22 protein-coding genes, 1 tRNA gene, 1 other RNA gene and 1 riboswitch are annotated in these 22,837 nt (G+C 35.3%); of the genes, 11 read left to right on the top strand and 13 right to left on the bottom strand.

Annotated elements, in window-relative coordinates; translation table 11 throughout:
- Nucleotides 1-458 precede the first annotated feature (458 nt).
- Complete coding sequence (locus tag ACGH6P_RS01525; RefSeq protein ID WP_267359489.1) at nucleotides 459-1,154, top strand: XRE family transcriptional regulator; 696 nt, start codon at nucleotides 459-461, stop codon at nucleotides 1,152-1,154.
- Between the two features lie 522 nt (nucleotides 1,155-1,676).
- Entirely contained in the window at nucleotides 1,677-1,958 is a 282-nt protein-coding gene (locus ACGH6P_RS01520) for a hypothetical protein (RefSeq protein WP_267359487.1), read from the top strand.
- 96 nt (nucleotides 1,959-2,054) lie between these two features.
- Here the strand turns inward: ACGH6P_RS01520 and ACGH6P_RS01515 are convergent.
- The 5 genes from ACGH6P_RS01515 to ACGH6P_RS01495 all read right to left on the bottom strand — a co-directional run bounded on the left by ACGH6P_RS01515 (nucleotide 2,055) and on the right by ACGH6P_RS01495 (nucleotide 5,811).
- A tRNA-Ser gene (locus ACGH6P_RS01515) sits at nucleotides 2,055-2,142 on the bottom strand.
- Nucleotides 2,143-2,213: 71 nt separating this feature from the next.
- Nucleotides 2,214-2,303 carry a YnhF family membrane protein gene (locus ACGH6P_RS01510; RefSeq protein WP_267359485.1) on the bottom strand — a complete coding sequence of 30 codons (90 nt, stop codon included), beginning with the start codon at nucleotides 2,301-2,303 and terminating at the stop codon, nucleotides 2,214-2,216.
- Between the two features lie 25 nt (nucleotides 2,304-2,328).
- A complete protein-coding gene (gene prc / locus ACGH6P_RS01505; protein WP_411596545.1) occupies nucleotides 2,329-4,419 on the bottom strand; it encodes a carboxy terminal-processing peptidase in 2,091 nt (696 codons plus the stop codon).
- A 9-nt stretch (nucleotides 4,420-4,428) separates the two neighbouring features.
- Complete coding sequence (gene proQ, locus ACGH6P_RS01500; RefSeq protein WP_267359481.1) at nucleotides 4,429-5,391, bottom strand: RNA chaperone ProQ; 963 nt, start codon at nucleotides 5,389-5,391, stop codon at nucleotides 4,429-4,431.
- A 63-nt stretch (nucleotides 5,392-5,454) separates the two neighbouring features.
- Nucleotides 5,455-5,811 (bottom strand): DNA-binding protein, encoded by a 357-nt coding sequence (locus tag ACGH6P_RS01495; protein WP_065558735.1) that lies wholly within the window; start codon nucleotides 5,809-5,811, stop codon nucleotides 5,455-5,457.
- A 177-nt stretch (nucleotides 5,812-5,988) separates the two neighbouring features.
- On the opposite strand from ACGH6P_RS01495, the gene ACGH6P_RS01490 reads away from it, so the two are divergent.
- Together ACGH6P_RS01490 and rnpB are read left to right on the top strand one after the other, a co-directional pair.
- Nucleotides 5,989-6,330, top strand: a complete 342-nt coding sequence (locus tag ACGH6P_RS01490; protein ID WP_411590973.1) for a helix-turn-helix domain-containing protein — start codon at nucleotides 5,989-5,991, stop codon at nucleotides 6,328-6,330.
- A 356-nt stretch (nucleotides 6,331-6,686) separates the two neighbouring features.
- An RNA gene (rnpB, locus tag ACGH6P_RS01485) (RNase P RNA component class A) lies at nucleotides 6,687-7,075 on the top strand.
- Here the strand turns inward: rnpB and ACGH6P_RS01480 are convergent.
- The 6 genes from ACGH6P_RS01480 to ACGH6P_RS01455 all read right to left on the bottom strand — a co-directional run bounded on the left by ACGH6P_RS01480 (nucleotide 7,070) and on the right by ACGH6P_RS01455 (nucleotide 13,359).
- Nucleotides 7,070-7,774 (bottom strand): DedA family protein, encoded by a 705-nt coding sequence (locus tag ACGH6P_RS01480; RefSeq protein WP_267349689.1) that lies wholly within the window; start codon nucleotides 7,772-7,774, stop codon nucleotides 7,070-7,072. The genes rnpB and ACGH6P_RS01480 overlap by 6 nt on opposite strands.
- Nucleotides 7,775-7,800: 26 nt before the next feature.
- Complete coding sequence (gene tldD / locus ACGH6P_RS01475; protein WP_267359479.1) at nucleotides 7,801-9,261, bottom strand: metalloprotease TldD; 1,461 nt, start codon at nucleotides 9,259-9,261, stop codon at nucleotides 7,801-7,803.
- Between the two features lie 94 nt (nucleotides 9,262-9,355).
- Complete coding sequence (gene rng / locus ACGH6P_RS01470; protein ID WP_267349692.1) at nucleotides 9,356-10,831, bottom strand: ribonuclease G; 1,476 nt, start codon at nucleotides 10,829-10,831, stop codon at nucleotides 9,356-9,358.
- A gap of 27 nt (nucleotides 10,832-10,858) precedes the next feature.
- Nucleotides 10,859-11,344, bottom strand: a complete 486-nt coding sequence (gene mreD / locus ACGH6P_RS01465) for a rod shape-determining protein MreD (RefSeq protein ID WP_267349693.1) — start codon at nucleotides 11,342-11,344, stop codon at nucleotides 10,859-10,861.
- Nucleotides 11,331-12,173, bottom strand: a complete 843-nt coding sequence (mreC, locus tag ACGH6P_RS01460; protein WP_065558741.1) for a rod shape-determining protein MreC — start codon at nucleotides 12,171-12,173, stop codon at nucleotides 11,331-11,333. Before mreC ends, mreD begins: the two co-directional genes overlap by 14 nt.
- 142 nt (nucleotides 12,174-12,315) lie before the next feature.
- Complete coding sequence (locus tag ACGH6P_RS01455; RefSeq protein WP_065558742.1) at nucleotides 12,316-13,359, bottom strand: rod shape-determining protein; 1,044 nt, start codon at nucleotides 13,357-13,359, stop codon at nucleotides 12,316-12,318.
- A gap of 363 nt (nucleotides 13,360-13,722) precedes the next feature.
- Between ACGH6P_RS01455 and accB the strand changes: the two genes are divergently transcribed.
- Nucleotides 13,723-14,187: an acetyl-CoA carboxylase biotin carboxyl carrier protein gene (gene accB / locus ACGH6P_RS01450; protein WP_065558743.1), complete on the top strand. Its 465-nt coding sequence runs from the start codon at nucleotides 13,723-13,725 to the stop codon at nucleotides 14,185-14,187.
- A gap of 41 nt (nucleotides 14,188-14,228) precedes the next feature.
- A complete protein-coding gene (gene accC, locus ACGH6P_RS01445) occupies nucleotides 14,229-15,575 on the top strand; it encodes an acetyl-CoA carboxylase biotin carboxylase subunit (RefSeq protein WP_065558744.1) in 1,347 nt (448 codons plus the stop codon).
- Between the two features lie 132 nt (nucleotides 15,576-15,707).
- Here accC and ACGH6P_RS01440 read toward each other — a convergent pair whose 3' ends face one another.
- Nucleotides 15,708-16,478 (bottom strand): ABC transporter permease, encoded by a 771-nt coding sequence (locus ACGH6P_RS01440; RefSeq protein ID WP_267349698.1) that lies wholly within the window; start codon nucleotides 16,476-16,478, stop codon nucleotides 15,708-15,710.
- Nucleotides 16,471-17,415, bottom strand: a complete 945-nt coding sequence (locus ACGH6P_RS01435) for an ABC transporter ATP-binding protein (RefSeq protein ID WP_267349700.1) — start codon at nucleotides 17,413-17,415, stop codon at nucleotides 16,471-16,473. The genes ACGH6P_RS01440 and ACGH6P_RS01435 overlap by 8 nt, the downstream gene beginning before the upstream one ends.
- A 232-nt stretch (nucleotides 17,416-17,647) precedes the next feature.
- Here ACGH6P_RS01435 and mog point away from each other — a divergent pair, with 232 nt between their 5' ends.
- The 5 genes from mog to cysS all read left to right on the top strand — a co-directional run bounded on the left by mog (nucleotide 17,648) and on the right by cysS (nucleotide 22,837).
- Nucleotides 17,648-18,217 carry a molybdopterin adenylyltransferase gene (gene mog / locus ACGH6P_RS01430; RefSeq protein WP_267349701.1) on the top strand — a complete coding sequence of 190 codons (570 nt, stop codon included), beginning with the start codon at nucleotides 17,648-17,650 and terminating at the stop codon, nucleotides 18,215-18,217.
- 205 nt (nucleotides 18,218-18,422) lie between these two features.
- Complete coding sequence (gene argR, locus ACGH6P_RS01425; RefSeq protein WP_065558748.1) at nucleotides 18,423-18,881, top strand: transcriptional regulator ArgR; 459 nt, start codon at nucleotides 18,423-18,425, stop codon at nucleotides 18,879-18,881.
- 110 nt (nucleotides 18,882-18,991) lie between these two features.
- A riboswitch (Lysine riboswitch) is annotated at nucleotides 18,992-19,166 on the top strand.
- A gap of 81 nt (nucleotides 19,167-19,247) precedes the next feature.
- Nucleotides 19,248-20,609 carry a lysine-sensitive aspartokinase 3 gene (gene lysC / locus ACGH6P_RS01420; RefSeq protein ID WP_411596544.1) on the top strand — a complete coding sequence of 454 codons (1,362 nt, stop codon included), beginning with the start codon at nucleotides 19,248-19,250 and terminating at the stop codon, nucleotides 20,607-20,609.
- A gap of 311 nt (nucleotides 20,610-20,920) precedes the next feature.
- Nucleotides 20,921-21,163 carry a GlsB/YeaQ/YmgE family stress response membrane protein gene (locus ACGH6P_RS01415; RefSeq protein WP_065558750.1) on the top strand — a complete coding sequence of 81 codons (243 nt, stop codon included), beginning with the start codon at nucleotides 20,921-20,923 and terminating at the stop codon, nucleotides 21,161-21,163.
- 282 nt (nucleotides 21,164-21,445) lie between these two features.
- Nucleotides 21,446-22,837 carry a cysteine--tRNA ligase gene (gene cysS, locus ACGH6P_RS01410; RefSeq protein WP_267380788.1) on the top strand — a complete coding sequence of 464 codons (1,392 nt, stop codon included), beginning with the start codon at nucleotides 21,446-21,448 and terminating at the stop codon, nucleotides 22,835-22,837.

The following is a 22,837-nucleotide window of genomic DNA, read 5'->3' as shown; positions in this document are numbered from 1 at the left end:
TTGGGATTGATATAGACTAAACACTTTGCGTTGTTGATAAGCTTCTTTTCGAGCCCAATTACCCCAACGGGTTAATACTTGAGTGATATCATAATCAGCATTCAAACTCACTTTATTAAGCCATTGTGTCGGGTTTTGATATTGTTCAACATTGATTTGTTTTGCTAGCATTATTCACCTCAAGTAGTTTCATTTTATTAACGTTAAATTAATAACTAGTAAAAGAATTAATTATCAACATGTTTTCATTCATGTTTTATCTCTCTTTCAGTATTAAAGTTATTTTTTATATCTCTATTAGCACTGATCATGACAAAGATATTCTTGAAATACTCCTTTAAAATAACTATTATTATTAATAATAACAATAGTTATCATAAAAATCAATAACCAATGTTATTTGAATGATGATAACTTGAGTTATACAATAAAGTACTTCATTACAATGGGATAAAAAAATGACGACATTTACAGAAAGATTAAATTCAGCATTGAAACAATCTGGTATGTCTCAACATCAATTAGCTGAAAAGGTTAAAATTAGTCAGCCCGCCATTCAAAAATTACTGTCAGGAAAATCCAATACATCAAGAAAAATTGTTGAAATAGCCAACGCGTTAAATGTTGATTTATTGTGGCTGACAAAAGGTGTTGGCAAATCGAAATTAACTAAAAATAGTGCCAATGCAACAATGCTAGGTGCTATCGATGAATGGGATAGCAAAACACCACTTGATGAGGATGAAGTTGAAGTGCCATTTTACAAAGATGTTAGGCTTTCTGCAGGTAACGGATTTGCTGATGATATTGAAGATTATAACGGATACAAACTGCGATTATCACGGTCAACAATGCGAAAATACGGAATTGATAAAGACTGTGCCGTATGTTTAACTGTTTATGGAGATAGTATGGAACCTGTTTTTAGAGACGGGTCAACTGTCGGTATCAATCAAGCAGACACTAATATTCGAGATGGAAAAATATACGCAATTAATCATGACGGGTTATTAAGAATAAAAATATTGGAAAGATTGCCTGGTAATCAAGTCAAAATCCGAAGTTACAATTCAGATTATGATGATGAAACTGTTTCTTTGGATGATATCACCATTCTAGGAAGAGTCTGGTGGCAATCATCGATATTGGATTGATCGACACATAACATTTACCGCTTCGGCGGTTTATGTTCCTACCATTATGCCCTAACATTTTAATTTTTTATCGTAACCTCATTTTTTATTACTTTTGTTATTGACTTTTTTGATAACTTATATTATCATTATGGTTATCAAAACTAATCAACTTACCATAAAGTTAGCAATACCACGAGTTACTAATGGGGTAACAAGATTCAAGTAGCTAGCAGGGGCTTACGAACATACTGCGGTTTTGATGAGATATTCAATACAAGTTTGTGTAAACCAATTTATTGAATATCTGACAACTGGAAAGACAGTAATATTCTACACCCTTTTGCCCCGAAATCGGGGCTTTTTTAGAGGTTAATATGACGAATAGAGATTTTGTTAAGATGAAAATAAAAGATCGTTTTCATCCTGATTATCAATTAACGAATACCGAGATCAAATTTTCATTATTTGGTATTTTTATTTTAATCTTGTTTGGATTATTGCTTTTTTAGTTGGAATAGATAAACAGCAACGAGGTACGTGATGCATCAATTACACCGATTAGTTGAAAACGCCTATGAAGCTAATTTTTGCAAAATGCTTGATAGAATTGAAAAACAAGATGCAAGAGATGAGTGGATCGATAAACGGGCTAGCGAACTTATAAAAAACTTTAGCAATGAGAATGACTGGCAACTTCTAGAATTAATTAAACTGAAACTTGATAATCACGCAGTTGATGCTGAGATTTATGATCAGTTCGTTTCGGATATTTGCTATTCTCAAGCAAGAGAAGAATCAAAAGCACAATTTAGTAACGTATAGATAATAAAAATTGATACTTTATAATCAATATTCTAAAAACTAAAATGTTGGATAACGCTGTTTTAAACGTAAAGTCCAGCAAAAATCGGGAAGAGATGGCGGTGAGGAAGGGATTCGAACCCTTGATACGTTGCCGTATACACACTTTCCAGGCGTGCTCCTTCAACCACTCGGACACCTCACCTAAATTATAAAGCCTGCTTTTCAAAAGCAGGCGCATACTATAATCGTCACAAAACAATTTTTCAAGTATTTTTAATTCATACAAACAATCACGCCAAATGCAGCAATTAAACCGAGTATGGCTACTGTACTAAATAATGCATATTTTAAATTTGAACACATATTTTTATCTCCAATTTTAATTATTCTATTGATCAACCGAAATGTTTAATGGAATGACATTACTGTTTACTTGTTCTTTCGCAATTTTGGAATATTTAGGCGCAAAATCAAGCAATATTTCAACAGCTTCATCTAAATAAGCATCGGGGCGTTTATAATCTTTTGGTAAGTCTTCTAATTTCGCAATTGGAGCCAAACCTGCGCGACTCAAACGTTCATTCATGCGTTTCAAATCTCGGTCATCATCGCTCTTTTGTTCATCTTCACGATATTGTTTATTCAAAGAAACAATATAACGACTATCCTTTTTATCATTGAACCGTTTAATATCATCTTGAATGTAGATAAATTCAGGATTTTTGGCAATTCGGGCTAAATGGTTAGATTTAAGTTCCGACAATAATGGCTCGATATTTGCAACTTTTGAATATTGCGCTGAAGGAATTTTATCCCACGGCAATGCATTATCTAAATATCTTTCACCGGTTTCGTCAACATATTTCTCATTGATCATGTCAATGTCAGGGTCAACCCCTTTAAGTTGCGTACTCCCACCATTGATTCGATAAAATTTTTGAACAGTATATTGCACACCGCCTAATTCAGGCCAATCCGGATGTAATCTTGCATCTACCGGATAAGCTATATTTCGTGAGGTTTGCACCGTACCTTTACCATATGTCGTTTCTCCAACAATCAACGCTCGACCATAATCTTGCATTGCGGCAGAAAAAATTTCAGAGGCAGAAGCACTGTAGCGATTTATCATCACCACGATTGGCCCTGAATATTTGATACTTTCATTTTTATCATCATAAACATTGATTTTTTGTAGATTGTCACGCACTTGAACCACAGGCCCTGTATCAATAAATAGCCCAGTTAATGCAATAACTTCTGCTAAAGAACCACCGCCATTATCGCGTAAGTCGATAACAAGCCCTTGCAGATTATCTTGATTAGCTTGCGTTAATAGTGAATTGACTTTTTGAGTTAATCCTATATAAAAACTCGGAATTTCGATAACACCAACCTTCCCTCGTTGATTGTCGATAATTTTTAGTTTAGCTTCCCTGTCTTCAAAATGAATTTTATCACGTGTTAGTTCAACAATTTTAGGTTTGCTACTATTGCCTGCCGGTAAAATTTCGAGTCGGACAACAGTTCCTTTTCGCCCACGAATTTTTTCAACAACATCATCGAGACGCCAGCCAATAACATCTTCAATGGCTGAATTACCTTGTCCGACACCAATAATTTTATCACCAATGGTTAGTTGTTTACTTTTTTCAGCCGGTCCACCCGTTACAAAAGACATAATCTCGGTGTAATCATCTTTTTGACTTAAAGTGGCTCCAATACCTTCCATTGATAAATTCATCTCAGCATCGAAGTCTCGTTTCTTTCGTGGCGCCAAATAGCTGGTATGAGGATCAATTTCGCGTGCAAAAGCATTCATAAACACTTGGAACGCATCTTCAGTTTTAGATTGTAACAATGTTTTTAACACACGATTGTAACGTTTAGTTAAAACCTCACGTATCTCTTTCTCATTTTTACCGGATAATGAAAGACTTAACTCATCATATTTGACTCGTTTATCCCAATAATTATCAAGCTCTTCTTCGGTGCTTGCCCATGAAATATCTTCTCTTTTAAAATCAATATTTTCATTAGTTGAAAAATCCATAGGGCGTTGTAAAACTTTTAAAGCATATTGAAATCGGTTATATCTTTTTTGAATAGAAAGATTATAAATATCATAGGCCATTTTCAAATCGCCATCTAAAAGCTCTTGACCTAACGACGCTTGTTTATCTCTAAAGCTATCAATATCACGCTGAATAAAAAAAGATTTATTGCCATCTAATAGTTTAAAATAGCGGTCAAAGATTTTGGCTGAAAATGCGCCATCTAAATCAAAATTACGGTAATGGGCTTGAGTAAAATAGTTAGTTACCCTATTTGCCACAATTTGATGAATTTGATCTTGTTTAAGCGTAGGTAATTGTTCTGTAACTGACGAATTAGTCTGAACTGCTTGGCAAACGATACTTGGACTAATAACACAAAGAACAAGTAACGATTTTCTTATACCTTTAAATAAATTACTCATTGCCATTCTCTATTGATTAATTATGTGCTCTGGTTTAACTGTTAGTTGCATACCTGAACCAACCTTTACTTTGATATGTTCTTTTTCAATATCAATGATCTGCACTTTTAATGGTTTATTGCCCATCGTAACCTTAACAAAATCACCAATTTTTAAAACTCTATTTTTTTTAGGTGGAGTATAAGCTCTTTTAGGTTTCGATTTGTTTTGTTTTTTAAAGTGCTCTTTAGCTTTACTTTTGCTCTCTTTAAGCTGTTGTTGTGCATAATCCATCTGTTCTTGGGTAATGACTTCATTGAGATTACCATCTAAATCAACACGATGCGAGCCAACTTTTATACTATATAAGTAACGCCAATTATTGGTATAAACACGTAAGGCAACACGTAGTTTCGTTTTGCTTAATTCTTGGTTTCCATCAAGACGTGAAAGTATGTCCTGAAATATGCCGATTTTCAAGGGTTTTGCTTCGCCCTCAATAGTAAAACAATTAGGAAATTGTTGGGCTAAATATACAATAATTTCTTTACTATTTGTCAATTGAAACTGTTTTTCCATCTGTTCTGCCGTAATAATTAAACTGTTGGGTTGTGAATGAATTGCGTTATTGTTTACTTTGGGTTGTTCTTTAAAGGATTCTATCGTTTTTTCTTTACTTTCTATTAGTTGTTGCTTAGCAAGATCCATCTGTTCCTGAGTTATGATTTCATGGGGATTACCGTCTAAATCGATCCGATAAACCCCAATTTTTATATTTTCTAAATAATGCTGACTATTCATGTAGAAATCTAACGCATCATTGAGTTTAGCTAAGCTTAATTTAGGGTTTTCATTTAATCGGGAAATAATGTCGTGAACAATGCCCTTTTTTAAAGGTTTGACATTACTCCCGAACGCAAAAGAATCTGGAAATTGCTTAACTAAATAAGCAATAATTTCGTCATTTGTTGTTAATTGAAATTGTTTTCCCATTTACTTTTCCGTAATAACTAAATTTTATAAGCGCTAAAGTATATATCAGCTAAATTAATAACACTAATCTTCTTTATTTTGTTTATTGATGAAACTGATGAAATCTTTTATACCATTTCGCATTAGCCATGAAGAGACAATCGATTGCTCATCGGGTGTCAATTGTTCAAAAGCAGTCATCCAAAGTTGAAGAGGTTCAATGGGTGAAATTACATAGCTTGCACTCTCTTCCTCAATATATAATGCTTTTTTGACATCTGACGGTAAACTTCCAATATGATATTCGACAGCTTTACCTCGAACACCTGAACGTTTACGCGCAGTCCATTTTTCAGCTCTTGCTTTTCGATTAATACCTTGTATTGTTGTAGGCATCCCTGCAATGCTTGACAGCTCTTTAGATGAGAACCATTCTTTCATTTTAACCATCCTAATTTTAAATAACCAGAAAAAAATACAGAAATTAAAGAAATCTTGTTATACTAAATAAGAAACGAGTTATTATTGCAAATTAACTTGAATAATGAAATTACTCGTTTCAGTAATTTTAGAGCATAGCATAGATAAAATAAGTTATAAACTAAGAGGGAACAAAAAATGGAAATAAAATTCAGCGATTGGCATCACGCTGATATTATAGCTGCACTAAAAAAGAAAGGGACAACACTATCTGAATTATCACGCCGATCGGGTTTTAGTTCGTCAACTCTTGGTAATGCGCTTGTTCGACCATGGACAAAAGGGGAATTTATCATTGCTAAAGCCCTTGATTTAGATCCGGCCGAAATTTGGCCTAGTCGTTATATTGATGCAAAAACAAATCAGCCAATTAAGCGTGTTGTTTATGAAAAAAAATTAAATTTTGAATCATCCGGTTTAAATCAAGAAATGATTGAAGAAATGATAGAAAAAATAAATAAAAATAATCAGGAAACTTAAGAAATATTTCAATGAAATATATAAAGATTAAGTTCATTTGTTTCTAAATTTTATGTATTGACTGATATTTTCAACAAAATTAAAGTATTAAACTATATTAATTTTAAGTGACTTCTTATTTTGTTTAAAAATAGTTTTTTAGTTTAATTAGTGAATGAATTAGGGAGTATATGATGACTCAATCTTTTATTGTGACTTCGCAAGTTGCATCATTATTTTTAATTTAGTAAAACTAGAGATAAAAAATAGTTTAATTGAGTTTAAAAACCATTCTTTTAAACAGATATTCTTATCAGTGATGCTAAAATCATGATGCTGTGCTAGACAAAATGATACTTTACGCTATACTAATCTGCGAAATTAACCAGACAATCGCTGCTTTGTTGTAGTCCTTGTAAAAGAGGAGACAAACAGAGGGGAGGAAAGTCCGGGCTCCATAGGGCAGAGTGCCAGGTAACGCCTGGGGAATTTTGGCGTGAGCTAAAATTTACGACTAGTGCAACAGAGAGTATACCGCCGATGGCTTATAGTTAAGATCAGGTAAGGGTGAAAGGGTGCGGTAAGAGCGCACCGCGCAACTGGTAACAGTTGTGGCACGGTAAACTCCACTCGGAGCAAGGTCAAATAGGGATTCATTGGCGCGGCCCGCGTTGAATCCGGGTAGACTGCTTGAGCTAATGCGTGAGTATTAGCCTAGAGGAATGATTGTCCACGACAGAACCCGGCTTATCGGTTAATTTCAATTTTCTTCTTTTTGATTCTCAATTTCAGCGACATGCACTTGTTTCTTTTTGTTTAACCAACGTTTTAACGCCAGCCAAATAGAGAAGATCAAACCTAAAAGCAATAACAATACAGGAATTAACATCAAAAGAGACATGATCTGCTTCTCATAGGTTTTAAAAATCGGCGACAAACCGAATAGATAACCTAAAGTCACAATCAAGAAAATCCATAATGTTGCACTAATCCAATTATAAATATGAAATTTTCTACTATGTAGATTGGATAATCCAGCCATCATCGGTAATAATGTTCGTACAAAAGCAATAAATCGACCGATAAACAACGCTTGTAATCCATATTTATGGAATAAAACTTCGGATTTACGGTGATATTTTTCAGGCAGGTGTTCCATCCAACCTTTTACAATTTTGGTATTACCAAGCCAAAGCCCTTGTAAATAACCTAACCAAGTTCCCAGGGCTGCTGCTGCAATTAAGATGACATTGATTAACCCGAAATGGAAAACATCAAGACTAATTAGCACACCAGTTAAAAAGAGCAAGCTGTCACCCGGTAAAAAAGCTGCCGGTAAGACGCCATTTTCTAACAATATGATGACAAATAACATACCATATAATGTCCATAAGACATTAGGGTTTGATAGTGTTGCAACATCCATATTAATAAAAGCTTGATAAAGAGTAATGATTGTTTCCATCTATTTTAAAATCCTATTCATCTAAGTTATTGGTGATTAATAGTACCACCTACAGTTAAATTATTCACTTTCAATGTTGGTTGCCCAACACCTACCGGTACACTCTGCCCTGCTTTACCACAAGCACCCACACCAGAATCTAATTCAAGATTATTCCCGACCATTGATATTTGTTGCATGGTTTCGATACCGGAACCAATTAATGTTGCCCCTTTTACCGGCGTCGTTATTTTGCCTTTTTCGATTAAATATGCTTCTGATGTGGAGAAAACAAATTTACCAGAGGTTATATCAACTTGACCGCCAGCAAAATTTGGTGCATATAAACCATAATCAACACTACTGATAATTTCATCGAACGTTGAATTGCCTGATAACATATAGGTATTCGTCATTCGAGGCATCGGAAGACAATCATAGCTTTCACGGCGTCCATTACCTGTAGATTGAGTATTCATCAATTTTGCATTGAGTTTATCAAACATATAGCCTTTTAAGATGCCATTTTCTATCAGTACTGTTTTTTGACTTGGCGTTCCTTCGTCATCAATAGAAAGTGAACCGCGTCGATTTTCCATTGTACCGTCATCCACTATAGTACAAAGTTCTGAAGTGACTTTTTCACCTATTTTTCCTGAAAATACAGAGCTATTTTTACGATTAAAGTCACCTTCTAAGCCATGCCCCACGGCTTCATGTAATAAGACACCTGGCCAACCTGCGCCAAGAACAACTGGCATTGTTCCTGCTGGTGCTGGTTTAGCAGATAGTGAAACTAATGCTTGGCGTACGGCTTCACGTGTGTAGCTATCGGCAATGCTTTCCCCTGTTTTAGGGTGAATAGTTAAAAAGTAGTCATAACCAAAACGACCACCACCACCACTACTACCACGTTCACGCTTGCCATCTTGCTCGACAAGAACAGAAACGGATAATCTGACTAATGGTCTGATATCGGCACAATAAGTCCCATCAGTAGCCGCAATAAGGATATCTTCATAACTGCCAGTCAAACTCGCCGAGACTTCTGTAACTCGTGAATCAAGCGCACGTGCTAACTGATCGACTTGCCTTAATAAGGCTATCTTTTGATCTTGATAAAAGCCATTAATTGGATTAATTGACGGATATCTTAAGCTATTTTCCAATGTTTTAAGGGGAGTAATTTTAATTGGCGTTTGTAAAGTTGTAATAGAATTTGCTGCCAAAACACTCTGCTCTAAGCGATTTAAAGCAAGTTGATCGGTATAGGCAAACCCTGTTTTTTCACCAATGATAGCTCTAACCCCCACACCTTGATCACGATGATAAGAAGCATTTTTGATAATACCATCTTCGATTGCCCAACTTTCATAAAAGCCCGATAAAAAGTACAAATCGCCATAATCAATTTTTCTTGAACCTAACATATCCAATAAACGCATAATATCTGAATGATTTAGGTTATTTGGACAAAGTAGTCGTTCACTTACTTCAGTTACAATCATAGATTCCTTAATTAATATTTCAACTTTAATAATTTTTAAAGTTCACTTATTATCAATATATTGTTAATTTTTAATATCTCAAGGCTTTGAAGCTTTACATTAATACCACATCATATTGTTCTTGAATATAAAGCGGTTCAACTTTGACTTCAACACGTTTACCAACAAACACTTTCACTTCAGCTAAAGCATGTGATTCATCATTATTTAAAGCATTGGCAACCGCTGCAGACGCATAAACCAATAAGTATTCAGAACGATGTGCTTTATGAACACGGACAATTTCACGCAATATTTCATTGCATACGGTTTCTACGGATTTGACGATACCGCGACCTTTACAGGCTGGACACTCTTCACATAAAATGTGCCCCAAACTTTCACGAGTACGTTTACGCGTCATTTCTACTAAGCCTAAAGTCGAAAATGAATTTACGGTCGTTCTTGCTCTATCTTTGGCTAAAAAATCTTGTAGTGATTGGAGCACTCGTTCTCGATGGACATCTTCTTGCATATCGATAAAATCGATAATAATAATACCACCTAAATTACGTAATCGTAATTGACGCGCAATAGCAATAGTTGCTTCGATATTCGTATTAAAAATTGTCTCTTCAAGATTGCGATGCCCAACAAATGCGCCTGTATTAATATCAATTGTCGTCATGGCTTCGGTTTGATCGATAATTAAATAACCACCTGATTTTAATTTAACTTTACGATCCAGTGCTCGTTGAATTTCGTTTTCTGTATCATAGAGATCAAATATTGGCGCACTACCTCGATAGTGCGTTAGTTTATCAGTAACTTCAGGCATGAATTCTTGCGTAAATTCAACTAATAAATCATACGTTAATTTTGAATCAACCAAAATGCGCTCAATAGGATCGCCAACAAAATCACGTAATACACGCTGAGAAAGTTGTAATTCTCCGTAAACCAGATTTTTACTGATTGGCCTAGCCATACGCTCTTGTATTTTTGACCACAGTCGTTTTAGAAAATTAGCATCTTGTTCTAATTCATGCGCACTTGCACCTTCAGCTGCCGTACGAACAATAAAACCACCTTGATCGGTAACATACTGTTCAACAATTTTTTTAAGTCTATCTCGTTCTTCTTCACTTTCAATACGTTGAGAAGTCGCCACGTGAGCTGAGTTTGGACCGGGCATTAATACTAAATAACGAGAAGGCAATGTAATATCTGTAGTTAACCTTGCCCCTTTAGTTCCCAACGGATCTTTAACGACTTGTACCATCAAGTCTTGTCCTTGGCGAACAAGTTCAGAAATATCTTTAACTTGAAATTGCTCTTGCTCAGTATCCGATACACATTCCGTATGAGGCATAATGTCTGAAGCATGTAAAAAGGCTGCTTTTTCAAGACCAATATCAACAAATGCTGCTTGCATGCCAGGTAAAATGCGGATCACTTTACCTTTGTAGATATTTCCAACAATACCACGCCGAGATTCACGATCGACATGAATTTCTTGTAATACACCATCTTCAATATAAGCGACACGAGTTTCAGAAGGTGTTACGTTCATTAATAGTTCAACTGACATAAAGATTCCTGTTAAATAGATCGCTAATTAATTGATCGCAAAGCTCCGTCTCACTAGTCGTAAAAATAGGTAAATTACTATCCATAATACTCCGTCAACAAAGCTTGATAGTAAATTTAATGGGGACATTGTTATAGTATGATAAATACTGACCTGAAATAAAAACATCAATAAATTATAACAAATTGATATGCCAAAAATAATAAAGCATTGTTGCCATAATGCTAAATTACGTATCAACTGGTATTTAAAAATCAGTAAATAAGCAATAATAGAAAAAATAAATGCATGGATACCGATTATCGTACCGGAAAAGAGATCCATAATAATGCCTAGAATAAATGCTGTCCCTATACCAACACGATGCGGAAGCGCAATTAACCAATAAGCTAAAAAGAGCATTAGTACATGTGGCTTGTATATATTATAAGATGGCGTCCAAGGTATAATTTGTAAACATAAACCTAAAAATAACGTTATCCAAATAACCAGTATTCCTCTAGGGTTTTTCATGTTGTTCTCCTTGATCGCCCCATAATAGTAATAGATAACGTAGTCGTTTTAAATCAGCAGTCGGAGTAGCTGAAATAATGGGTGATGAATCACTGATATCAATTTTAACTGAACTTACTACCGCAACAGGATAGCCTTCTGGAAATCGACCATCTAGCCCCGATGTGACAAGAACATCACCAACTTTAATATCAACATTATTCGGTAAAAAATCGAGTGTTAAATCATTATTACATCCATTACCGACAGCAACCATAGCAATATCATTTCTTTGCACTTGAACAGGTATGGCATGTTGAAAATCACAAACTAAAATAGCTCGACTCGTGTTTTGAGCTGTCTCATAAATCTGTCCAACAATACCTTTTTCATCAATCACAGGTTGCCCAACATATACTCCTTCATGTTGCCCTTTATTGATAACGATCTGATAAGCGTAAGGATTAGTATCAGCTAATAAAACTTGAGCAGCCATTTTATGCTCTTCATGCCATAAAGGTGCTTTCAATAATTCCCGTAATCGATTATTTTCGTGTCTTAAATGTGCAAGTAGTAGCAGATCAGCTTTTTTATTTAATAATTCTTCAGATAATCTTTCGTTTTCATTGACTAATTCTTCTCTGGATTTCGACATTTCATAGAGTGAATCATACGATGCTGCCGGTGAATTAGAAATGTAATAAAGTGGCGAAATAATAGTATCAAGATAATATCGAATTTCTTTAAATGGACGATAATTAACATCAAAAACTATTAAAATTAAAGCAAGTGCCATAGAAATAAATAGTTGCACACTAAGCGGTGAACGATTAGAAAAAAGTAATTTCATTGTTCAATACTTACCTGTTATATACTTAAGCGCTATTGATACAAAGATGTGACTCCGTCGACAATGTCGACGGATAAGAAAGTATGATATTGAATAATTTACCACTTTATTGCACTAAATGAAATGGTAACTAAGACAAATCTTAATCTTCACTGAAAAGATCACCACCATGCATGTCAACCATATCCAGTGCTTTTCCTCCGCCTCGTGCTACACAAGTAAGCGGATCTTCAGCGACAACAACATGGATACCCGTTTCAGCGGCTAACAATTTATCGATATTACGTAATAACGCACCACCACCTGTTAATACCATACCATGTTCAGAAATATCAGAAGCAAGCTCTGGCGGACACTGCTCTAAAGCGACCTTGACAGCACTCACGATACCACTTAATGGTTCTTGTAACGCTTCTAAAATTTCATTCGAGTTCAACGTAAAGCTACGAGGAACACCTTCTGCTAAATTTCGACCACGAACTTCAATCTCAAGAACTTCATCGCCCGGATAAGCGCTACCAATGAAATGTTTAATTTTTTCGGCTGTTGCTTCTCCAATGAGAGCACCATAATTACGACGAACATAGTTGATAATAGCTTCATCAAATCGGTCACCACCTATTCGAGCAGAAGCAGAATAAACCACACCATTAAGGGAAATCACCGCAACTTCTGTTGTTCCGCCGCCGATATCAACCACCATCGATCCCGTTGGTGACGAGACGGGTAAGTCTGCACCGATAGCGGCTGCCATTGGTTCTTCAATTAAATAGACTTCACGGGCACCTGCCCCTAATGCCGATTCCCGAATAGCACGACGTTCAACCTGTGTTGCCCCAACAGGCACACAAACAAGAACACGCGGGCTAGGTCTTAAAAAACTATGGCTGTGCACTTGGCGAATAAAATACTGTAACATTTTTTCTGTGACAGAAAAGTCAGCGATAACACCATCTTTCATTGGTCTAATAGCTGCAATATTACCTGGAGTACGCCCTAACATCTGTTTCGCAGCCTGTCCGACAGCAGCAACACTTTTCGGTGTTCCAGAACGATCTTGTCGAATGGCAACAACGGAAGGTTCGTTTAATACGATCCCTTGCCCTTTTACATAAATAAGTGTATTGGCTGTACCTAAATCAATAGATAAATCATTTGAAAACAAGCCGCGAACTTTTTTGAACATAATAAAAACTTTTCCTAGAATTAATCTTGTTTAAGTATATTTAGAGTTTGAAGCAAGCTAATTATAAAATATAATTTTCTTGTAAAATCGGTCAAAATAATATCTTATTTAGTCTGTCAATTCCATAGCAAGCCTCAATAATAATTGAGTTATAATATTGTATCGCAATTATAAAATAATACCTAGAAAATAGTATAGCAATAGATTGTAAAGGAGATATATAATGACAAATTATATTTTACAGTGTATCCTGCGGCGTTAATGTTGAGTTACTGCCTTATTATCACGTTAAAAGATTTCTTTTAAGATATTAAGGATGCATTAATTAATTGTTACTTATATCAAATAAACACGGTGTAATTCATGGATATACGCAAAATTAAAAAATTAATTGAGTTAGTTGAAGAGTCAGGTATTTCAGAACTTGAAATCTCTGAAGGTGAAGAATCAGTACGTATTAGCCGTTCAGTGGCAACAACAAGCTATTCTGCGCCTGTACAAAATATTCAAATTCCTCAAGCTGCTCCTGTTGTAGTAACATCAGCTTCTTCTAATGGAGAAGTGGCTAATGAAGTCGAGCCTGTTGCTGTTTCTGGAACAACAATAAAATCCCCAATGGTTGGTACTTTTTATCGTACACCTAGCCCTGAATCAAAAGCGTTTGTTGAAGTTGGGCAAACAGTGAATGTGGGCGATGTACTTTGCATTGTCGAAGCGATGAAAATGATGAATCAAATTGAATCAGAAAAAGCTGGGACTATTAAAGCTATTTTAGTTGAAAATGGTCAACCCGTTGAATTTGATCAACCATTATTCATTATTGAATAATCAGAATTTATTAATTAATTTTTACGATTAAGAGATTGAATATGCTTGATAAAATTCTTATTGCTAATCGCGGTGAAATTGCGCTACGTATATTACGTGCATGTAAAGAACTTGGCATTAAAACTGTTGCTGTTCATTCTTTGGCAGATAAAGATTTAAAACATGTCTTACTTGCAGACGAAACTGTCTGTATCGGTCCTGCAGCGTCTGCCAAAAGCTATCTTAATATACCGGCATTAATTTCAGCGGCCGAAGTTACCGGTGCAGCTGCGATTCATCCTGGATATGGATTCTTATCAGAAAATGCTGATTTTGCAGAGCAAGTTGAACGTTCTGGTTTTATTTTTGTCGGTCCAAAACCAGACACGATTCGTTTAATGGGTGATAAAGTATCTGCGATTGAAGCCATGAAAAAAGCAGGTGTGCCTTGTGTACCTGGTTCTGATGGTCCATTGAGCAATAATATTGATACAAATAAACAGATAGCCAAAAAAATAGGTTATCCCGTCATTATTAAAGCCTCAGGTGGCGGTGGTGGTCGTGGTATGCGTATTGTTCGTGATGAGAAAGATCTAGAACAATCCATTAAAATGACCAAATTAGAAGCCAAAACTGCCTTCAATAATGATATGGTTTATATGGAAAAATTCCTTGAAAATCCACGTCATATTGAAATACAAGTGCTTTCTGATGGTCAAGGTAATGCAGTTTATTTAGGTGAGCGCGATTGTTCAATGCAAAGACGTCACCAAAAAGTGGTAGAAGAAGCTCCTGCTGTTGGTATTACGCCTAAAATGCGTAAATTTATCGGGGAACGTTGCGTTAATGCTTGTATTGAGATTGGTTATCGTGGCGCAGGTACATTTGAGTTTTTATTTGAAGATGGCGAGTTTTACTTCATTGAAATGAACACGCGTATTCAAGTAGAACATCCTGTAACTGAAATGATAACTGGCGTTGATTTGATTCGAGAACAAATTTTAATTGCCGCTGGCAAACCACTTTCAATCAAACAGAGTGATATTCATATTAAAGGTCACGCGATTGAGTGTAGAATTAACGCAGAAGATCCAAAAACATTTATGCCATCACCGGGTAAAATTACTCGTTTTCATGCGCCGGGTGGGTTTGGTATTCGTTGGGAATCTCATATCTACGCTGGTTATACCGTACCACCATATTATGATTCAATGATTGGTAAATTAATTGCCTATGGTGAAACTCGTGAAGTGGCGATCGCTCGTATGAAAAATGCGTTAGCTGAACTCGTTATCGATGGTATCAAAACCAATATTGATCTTCACATTGAAATTATGAATGATAAAAACTTCCAAAAAGGTGGAACAAATATCCATTACTTAGAGAAAAAACTAGGTATTTATGAGTAGTCCATTAATGTCTAATCTCGACAATAATATTGTTATTTTAGCGTGTTAATTGCTTGATTTGTCCAATCATTAACATAAACTTAACGGTTATACTTATCCGCCGACTTATGTCGGCGGTGTTATTTTTACTGCTTAACTTCTTAATCCTTTACCACTCTCAATCAAACGCCACACAGCGATATATAAAATCACCACAAACAAGATAAGCATTGAAAAAGTGATCCATAGTGAAACATCTGTGGTACCAAGAAAACCATAACGAAAACCATTAATCATATAGACAATAGGATTTAATTTAGATACCCATTGCCAAAATGTTGGCAGTAACGTGATTGAATAAAATACCCCCCCAAGATAAGTTAACGGCGTTAACACAAATGTTGGCACAATACTAATATCATCAAATGTTTTAGCATAAACTGCATTTAACAGTCCAGCTAACGAGAATAGTATTGAAGTTAATAGTAGTGTGAAAATAACGAATACCCAAGAATGAACTTCATAAGTCACAAAAAAAAGGGATACCATTGTCACTAAAGCACCAGTTAAAATACCTCGAATAACGCCACCACCAACAAATCCCCAAATTAAGATATGTGTTGGTACAGGTGCAACTAAAAGTTCTTCGATATTACGTTGAAATTTAGCACTAAAAAATGATGAACAAACATTTGTATAAGAGTTGGTAATTACCGACATCATAATTAATCCCGGTACAATAAATGCCATATAACTATGACCACCCATATTGCCAACTCGTGACCCAATTAAATTGCCAAAGATAATAAAGTAAAGTGACATAGTTATAACAGGAGGAATTAAGGTTTGAATCCAAATTCTTAAAAATCGTATCACCTCTTTACGCCAGATACTTTTTAGGGCTATCCAGTATAAGTTATTCATTATCGGCTCCTTTTGTTTGAGTATCATTACGCACTAAATCAACAAATAACTCTTCAAGTCGATTGGTTTTATTGCGCATACTGATAACTTTGATTTGTTGTTGATTAAGTTGCTCAAACAATTGATTTAATCCATGCTGTTTATCGACTTTAACTTCCAACACGCCTGGCTCTACATTGGTAAATGCATAATCGTTTAAAACTATAGGCTGACTGGTTGGTAAATAATCGATAATAATCGTTTCAGATTGACTATTCGCCAGTAAATCACGCATAGAGGAATTAGCAATGAGTTCACCATGTTGAATAATACCAATATGCCGACATAACATTTCTGCTTCTTCTAAATAATGTGTGGTCAAAATAATCGTAATACCCTGACGATTGATTTCTCTTAAAAAATCCCACATAGAACGTCGTAATTCAATATCAACCCCTGCCGTTGGTTCATCAAGAATTAATAATTTAGGTTCATGAACTAATGCTCTTGCTATCATGAGTCGTCTTTTCATGCCACCTGATAACATACCTGCTCGGCTATTACGCTTATCCCAAAGATCTAAAATACGTAAATATTTTTCAGCACGTTCAAGTGCTAATTTACGGGGTAATCCGTAATATCCACCTTGGTTTGCAACAATTTGCAGTACTTCTTCAAACTGATTGAAATTAAATTCTTGAGGCACTAACCCTAACTGCCTTTTGGCGTTGACAATATCTTTATCTAAATCAAATCCAAAAATTTTAACTTGACCCGATGTTTTGGTAACCAAAGAACTTATGATTCCAATCGTAGTGGATTTTCCAGCACCATTAGGCCCAAGCAGTGCATAAAAATCACCAGCTTGTACAGTTAAATTAATACCTTTTAATGCTTCTACACCATTTTTATAAATTTTTTTGAGTTCAATTAACTCAAGTGCAGGAATAGATGACATGGATGTATCCTAATTGAATATTTTATAATTAAATTGCTATAAAATCCTATTTGATGTGAATTAATATTGACAATATAATTATTCATTGTAAAGCGCTTTTTAGCATTATTTGAATTGATTATATGGCACCCCATTAACAAAACATAAAAAAGATTAATGTTTGTTTAAATCAACTCACTTACGCTTAAACTAAATTAAGTTAAAATAAATCATTAAGTAAGGAAAGAATATTATGATTAAGATTGGGTTGGTTTCGGTATCAGACCGTGCATTTAATGGTGTATATGAAGATGAAGGAATTCCATCTTTAATTACCTGGTTAACAAAAACATTAAAAACCCCGTTTGAAACCCTACCGCGTATTATCCCTGATGAACAACCGTTAATTGAACAAACCTTATGCGATTTGGTGGATAAATTACATTGTGATTTAATACTGACAACTGGCGGAACAGGGCCAGCTTTAAGAGACGTCACACCCGATGCAACAATAGCGATAGCCGATCGTATTTTACCTGGCTTTGGTGAACAAATGCGTCAAATTGGTTTGCATTTTGTGCCCACTGCAATTCTATCCAGACAAATCGGTGCAATACGAAACAAATGTTTAATTCTGAATCTACCTGGCAGACCTAAATCTATTCAAGAAACATTAGAAGGTGTGAAAGATAATGCTGGAAATGTGATTGTAAATGGTATTTTTGCCAGTGTGCCTTACTGTATTGAGCTATTAGAAGGACCATACATCGAAACACATGAACATGTTGTTAAAGCTTTTCGACCGAATAAACCTGTAAAATAGAAACTTTAGTTTTATGCAACTTTGATGCATAATTATCTAATAAAATAAACTGCTTTTATTTCTCCATTCGATAAAAGTTTTTGTGCAATAAAAGATAACTTCTGAGTTCTATATTGTTATATCTGATTGATTTTAAACTTTTAAGCAATGTTTATAAATAAAATTGAATGTCAAAACAGTAAAACATTTAATCCAAAGGAACACTATGAAACAAGATGATTTCACTCGCGTATTTAAAGAGATGCTAAGTCAAGAAAAATTCAGTTCACAAGTTGAAATTGTTCAAGCTCTTCAAGAGCAAGGTTTTGACAATATTAATCAATCTAAAGTATCAAGAATGTTAACTAAATTTGGCGCCGTGAGAACACGAAATGCCAAATCGGAAATGGTTTATTGTTTACCCGCTGAAATCAGTGTTCCAACGACAAGCAGCCCATTAAAAAATTTGGTTTTAGACATTGATTATAATAGTTCAATGGTCGTCATTCGAACTAGCCCAGGCGCTGCGCAACTTATCGCAAGATTACTTGATTCAATCGGAAAATCAGAAGGTATTTTAGGTTCCATTGCTGGCGATGATACAATTTTCAGTACACCAACGAAAGGATGTACGGTGAAAAAATTATATCAAATTATTCTTGAGCTATTTGAACAGGAATTATAAAAACTGATCAGTTAACTTTTTTGTTATTATTTGAATTTTTAATATTTAACCTATTGACACAATTAACAGAATCGTTAATTCTATACATACTGATTTTGTAATTTAAATCACAAGAACGAAGAGGCGCATTACTCAGGTAGATTATTTTAGGGGCTGGAACCGTTAATAAATGATTGAGGGGATGTAATGCCGAGATTTAATTGATAATCCAGAACTCAGTTAGATCGACTGCAAGGGCTGAATCCCTTGGGTTGTCACCCTAACAGGTGGAGCGCTTCAGGGTTTTACTCATTTTCCTTAACGGTAAATAAGTCATGACCTCGCTCTAACTCTGTTAAAAATAATAATTTTTAATATGAGGAATTCATGGAAACATCATTTGTAATTGCTAAATTTGGTGGTACCAGTGTTGCCGATTACCAATCTATGGTAAACAGTGCAAATATCGTTGTCACCAATCCGAATGTCAAAGTTGTGGTATTATCTGCCTCTGCAGGTATTACAAATTTATTAGTAGCTTTAGCTGAAGGGCGAGATGCTGAAGTAAGAGCACAACACATCGCGAAAATTCAATCTATTCAATATAGTATTTTAGAACAACTTCCTCAAAATCCTACATTACGTGCTGAGATAGATCAGATAATTGCTAATATTGCCTCTTTATCAGAAGCCGCTAGTCTCGCTACATCATCCGCCCTAACCGACGAACTTGTCAGTCATGGCGAAATTATGTCTTCTAAACTTTTTGTAGAAATATTGAAAGAAAAACAGAAAAATGTGTTATGGTTCGATGTGCGTAAAGTCATGCGGACGGATAATAAGTTTGGTAAAGCCACACCAATAATTGAAGACATTAAACAACTCTGTTGTGCACATTTAAAATCATTGTATGCCAATAACATTATTGTTACACAAGGATTTATTGGTTCTGAAAGCACCGGTAAAACCACTACCTTAGGTCGAGGAGGTAGCGATTATACTGCCGCTTTGCTTGGTGAAGCATTAAATGCAACACAAATCGATATTTGGACAGATGTTGCAGGTATCTATACTACTGATCCTCGAATTGCGCCATCCGCTAAACGCATTGACGAAATTTCTTTTGCTGAAGCGGCTGAAATGGCAACATTTGGCGCTAAAGTGTTACATCCTGCAACACTGGTGCCAGCTGTTCGAAGCAATATCCCTGTATTTGTCGGGTCGAGTAAAGCGCCACAAGCAGGCGGAACAATTGTTTATAATACCAACAGTATCAAATCCGAACTGCCATCATTTAGAGCATTAGCATTGCGCCGCAAACAAACCTTACTTACGTTAACTAGTTTAAATATGTTACATGCACAAGGCTTTTTAGCGAATGTGTTTACAATACTGGCTAAACATAATATTTCGGTTGATTTAGTCACAACGTCAGAAGTCAGCATTGCATTAACCATTGATACGACAGGAACCAACACCAATGGCACCAGTTTATTAACTAAAGCACTATTTGATGAGCTTTCCACACTTTGCCATGTCGATGTTGAAGAAGATTTAGCTCTAATTGCCATTATTGGTAATAAACTGACATCAACCAAAGGTATAGCCAAAGAAGTATTTGGTGTCTTAGATGATTTTATCATTCGACTTTGCTGTTACGGTGCTAGCACGCATAACCTTTGTTTATTATCAAGAAGTAATGATGCGGAAGACATCATTAAAATTCTCCACAAAACAATTTTTGAATAATACTCTCTATGAGGAAGATAATCTCTTCCTCTTTATCTGCTAAGTTCAAGATAAAATCCATACTAAGCTAAAAAATAAATTGTAAAGCTTAATAAAATATCTAAACATTTAATAAAAAAAATTATAGAATATAGCTAAATTATTTTATGCCGTACGTTCATAAAACTGTTCTCTATTTATCAATTGTCATCAATCTTCATCTAGTTTTGTTATTAGTAATTTATACGTTTAAAAAGTGTATTACTTTTTTTAATTCAATTTACTACATCTGTAAACTAACATTAAATACAACAAAATAAGGGTAAATTATCATGGGTATTATAAGTTGGATTATTCTAGGATTAATTGCCGGTTGGATTGCTAAATTTTTCATGCCTCTAGGCAGTGTTGGGGTGGTGAAAACCATTCTACTCGGTATCGCGGGAGCCTTGGTAGGAGGATATATAAGTACTTTCTTCGGCTGGGGCAGCGTCACTGGATTCAATTTCCCAAGTTTGTTTATCTCAGTATTAGGGGCGATTTTATTAATCTATCTTTATCGTCTTTTCAGATAAAAAATTCGCTTCAAATCAAAATTGGCGGATTGCTTCCGCCAATTAATTAATGCAATTATCAAAATAATTCTTATCGATAATTCAATGAATTTTATTTTTTGGTTTAGCATCAGTTACCATACTCACCGCTTTTAAACCTACGCTTGTAGCATCAAAAAACCGAATGGCATAAATTAGATTCCTTTCATTTTCGTTGTAAAGATGTTAATAAGTAATTTCGTCGTATGGCGATTTTTGTTATATTAATCTCCAAAATCACTTATAAATAAATAGTAAACTAGAATGCTTAAAATATTCAATACATTATCTCGAGAAAAAGAAGTATTTCAATCCATTACCCCCAATAAAATCGGACTTTATGTCTGTGGTGTGACGATTTACGATCTTTGTCATATTGGTCATGGGCGCACTTTTGTCGCATTTGATGTTGTTTCTCGTTATCTGCGTTTTTTAGGTTATGACTTAACTTATGTCCGTAACATTACCGATATTGATGATAAGATCATTAAAAGAGCCCTTGAAAATGGCGAAACCTGTGAACAATTGACCGAACGTATGTTACAAGAGATGTATGCTGATTTTGATGCATTGAATATTAAACGTCCTGACGTTGAACCTCGTGCAACTCAACATATGCAACAAATTATTGAATTGGTTGAAGAGTTGATAAAAAAAGACCATGCTTATATTGCTGATAATGGCGATGTAATGTTTTCCGTCGATAGTGATCCTAATTATGGTATTTTATCTCGTCAAAATTTAGAACAACTACAAGCGGGTGCCCGTGTTGATGTTGTTGATGTAAAACGCAATCCAATGGACTTTGTGTTATGGAAAATGTCTAAACCAAACGAACCAAGTTGGGATTCACCATGGGGTAAAGGTCGTCCTGGTTGGCATATTGAATGTTCAGCAATGAATAGCTACCAATTGGGTAATCATTTTGATATTCATGGTGGTGGGTCTGATTTGATGTTCCCACACCACGAAAATGAAATTGCTCAATCAACTTGTGCTCATGATGGACAATATGTAAATTATTGGATGCATTCGGGTATGGTAATGATTGACCAAGAAAAAATGTCAAAATCACTAAATAACTTTTTCACGATTCGTGATGTATTAAAGCATTATGATGCAGAAACAGTTCGCTATTTCTTATTGTCAGGTCACTATCGCAGTCAACTCAACTATAGTGAAGAAAATCTAAAACAAGCCAGAATGGCACTAGAGCGTTTATATACAGCTTTACGGGATACCGATCCTAATCATCCTCATACCACACCAGACAGTGATTATTACCGTCAGTTCTGTCAAGCAATGAATGATGACTTTAATACTCCTGAAGCCTATTCCACACTATTTGATCTCGCGCGTGAAATTAATAAAGCAAAAGCGGAAAATGATATGGCGCATGCCAATGAATTGGCAGCCGAATTACGCTATTTATCCGCTGTTCTAGGTTTATTAGAACAAGATCCAGTCAAATTTTTACAAGGCGAATCACAAGACGATGTTGATAGCACCTTAATTGATGCTTTGATTCAACAACGTAATGAAGCCCGCGCCAGTAAAAATTGGGCGTTAGCCGATGAAGCCCGAGATAAACTAAATGCTATGAATATCGTGCTTGAAGATGGTGCGAATGGCACGACTTGGCGCAAAAAAAGTTGA

It is taken from the genome of Gilliamella sp. CG25 (assembly GCF_046635705.1).
Classification (GTDB): domain Bacteria; phylum Pseudomonadota; class Gammaproteobacteria; order Enterobacterales; family Orbaceae; genus Gilliamella; species Gilliamella apicola_I.
Note: the sequence above shows the minus strand (reverse complement) of the source record. Positions and strands in the feature narration are given on the sequence as shown.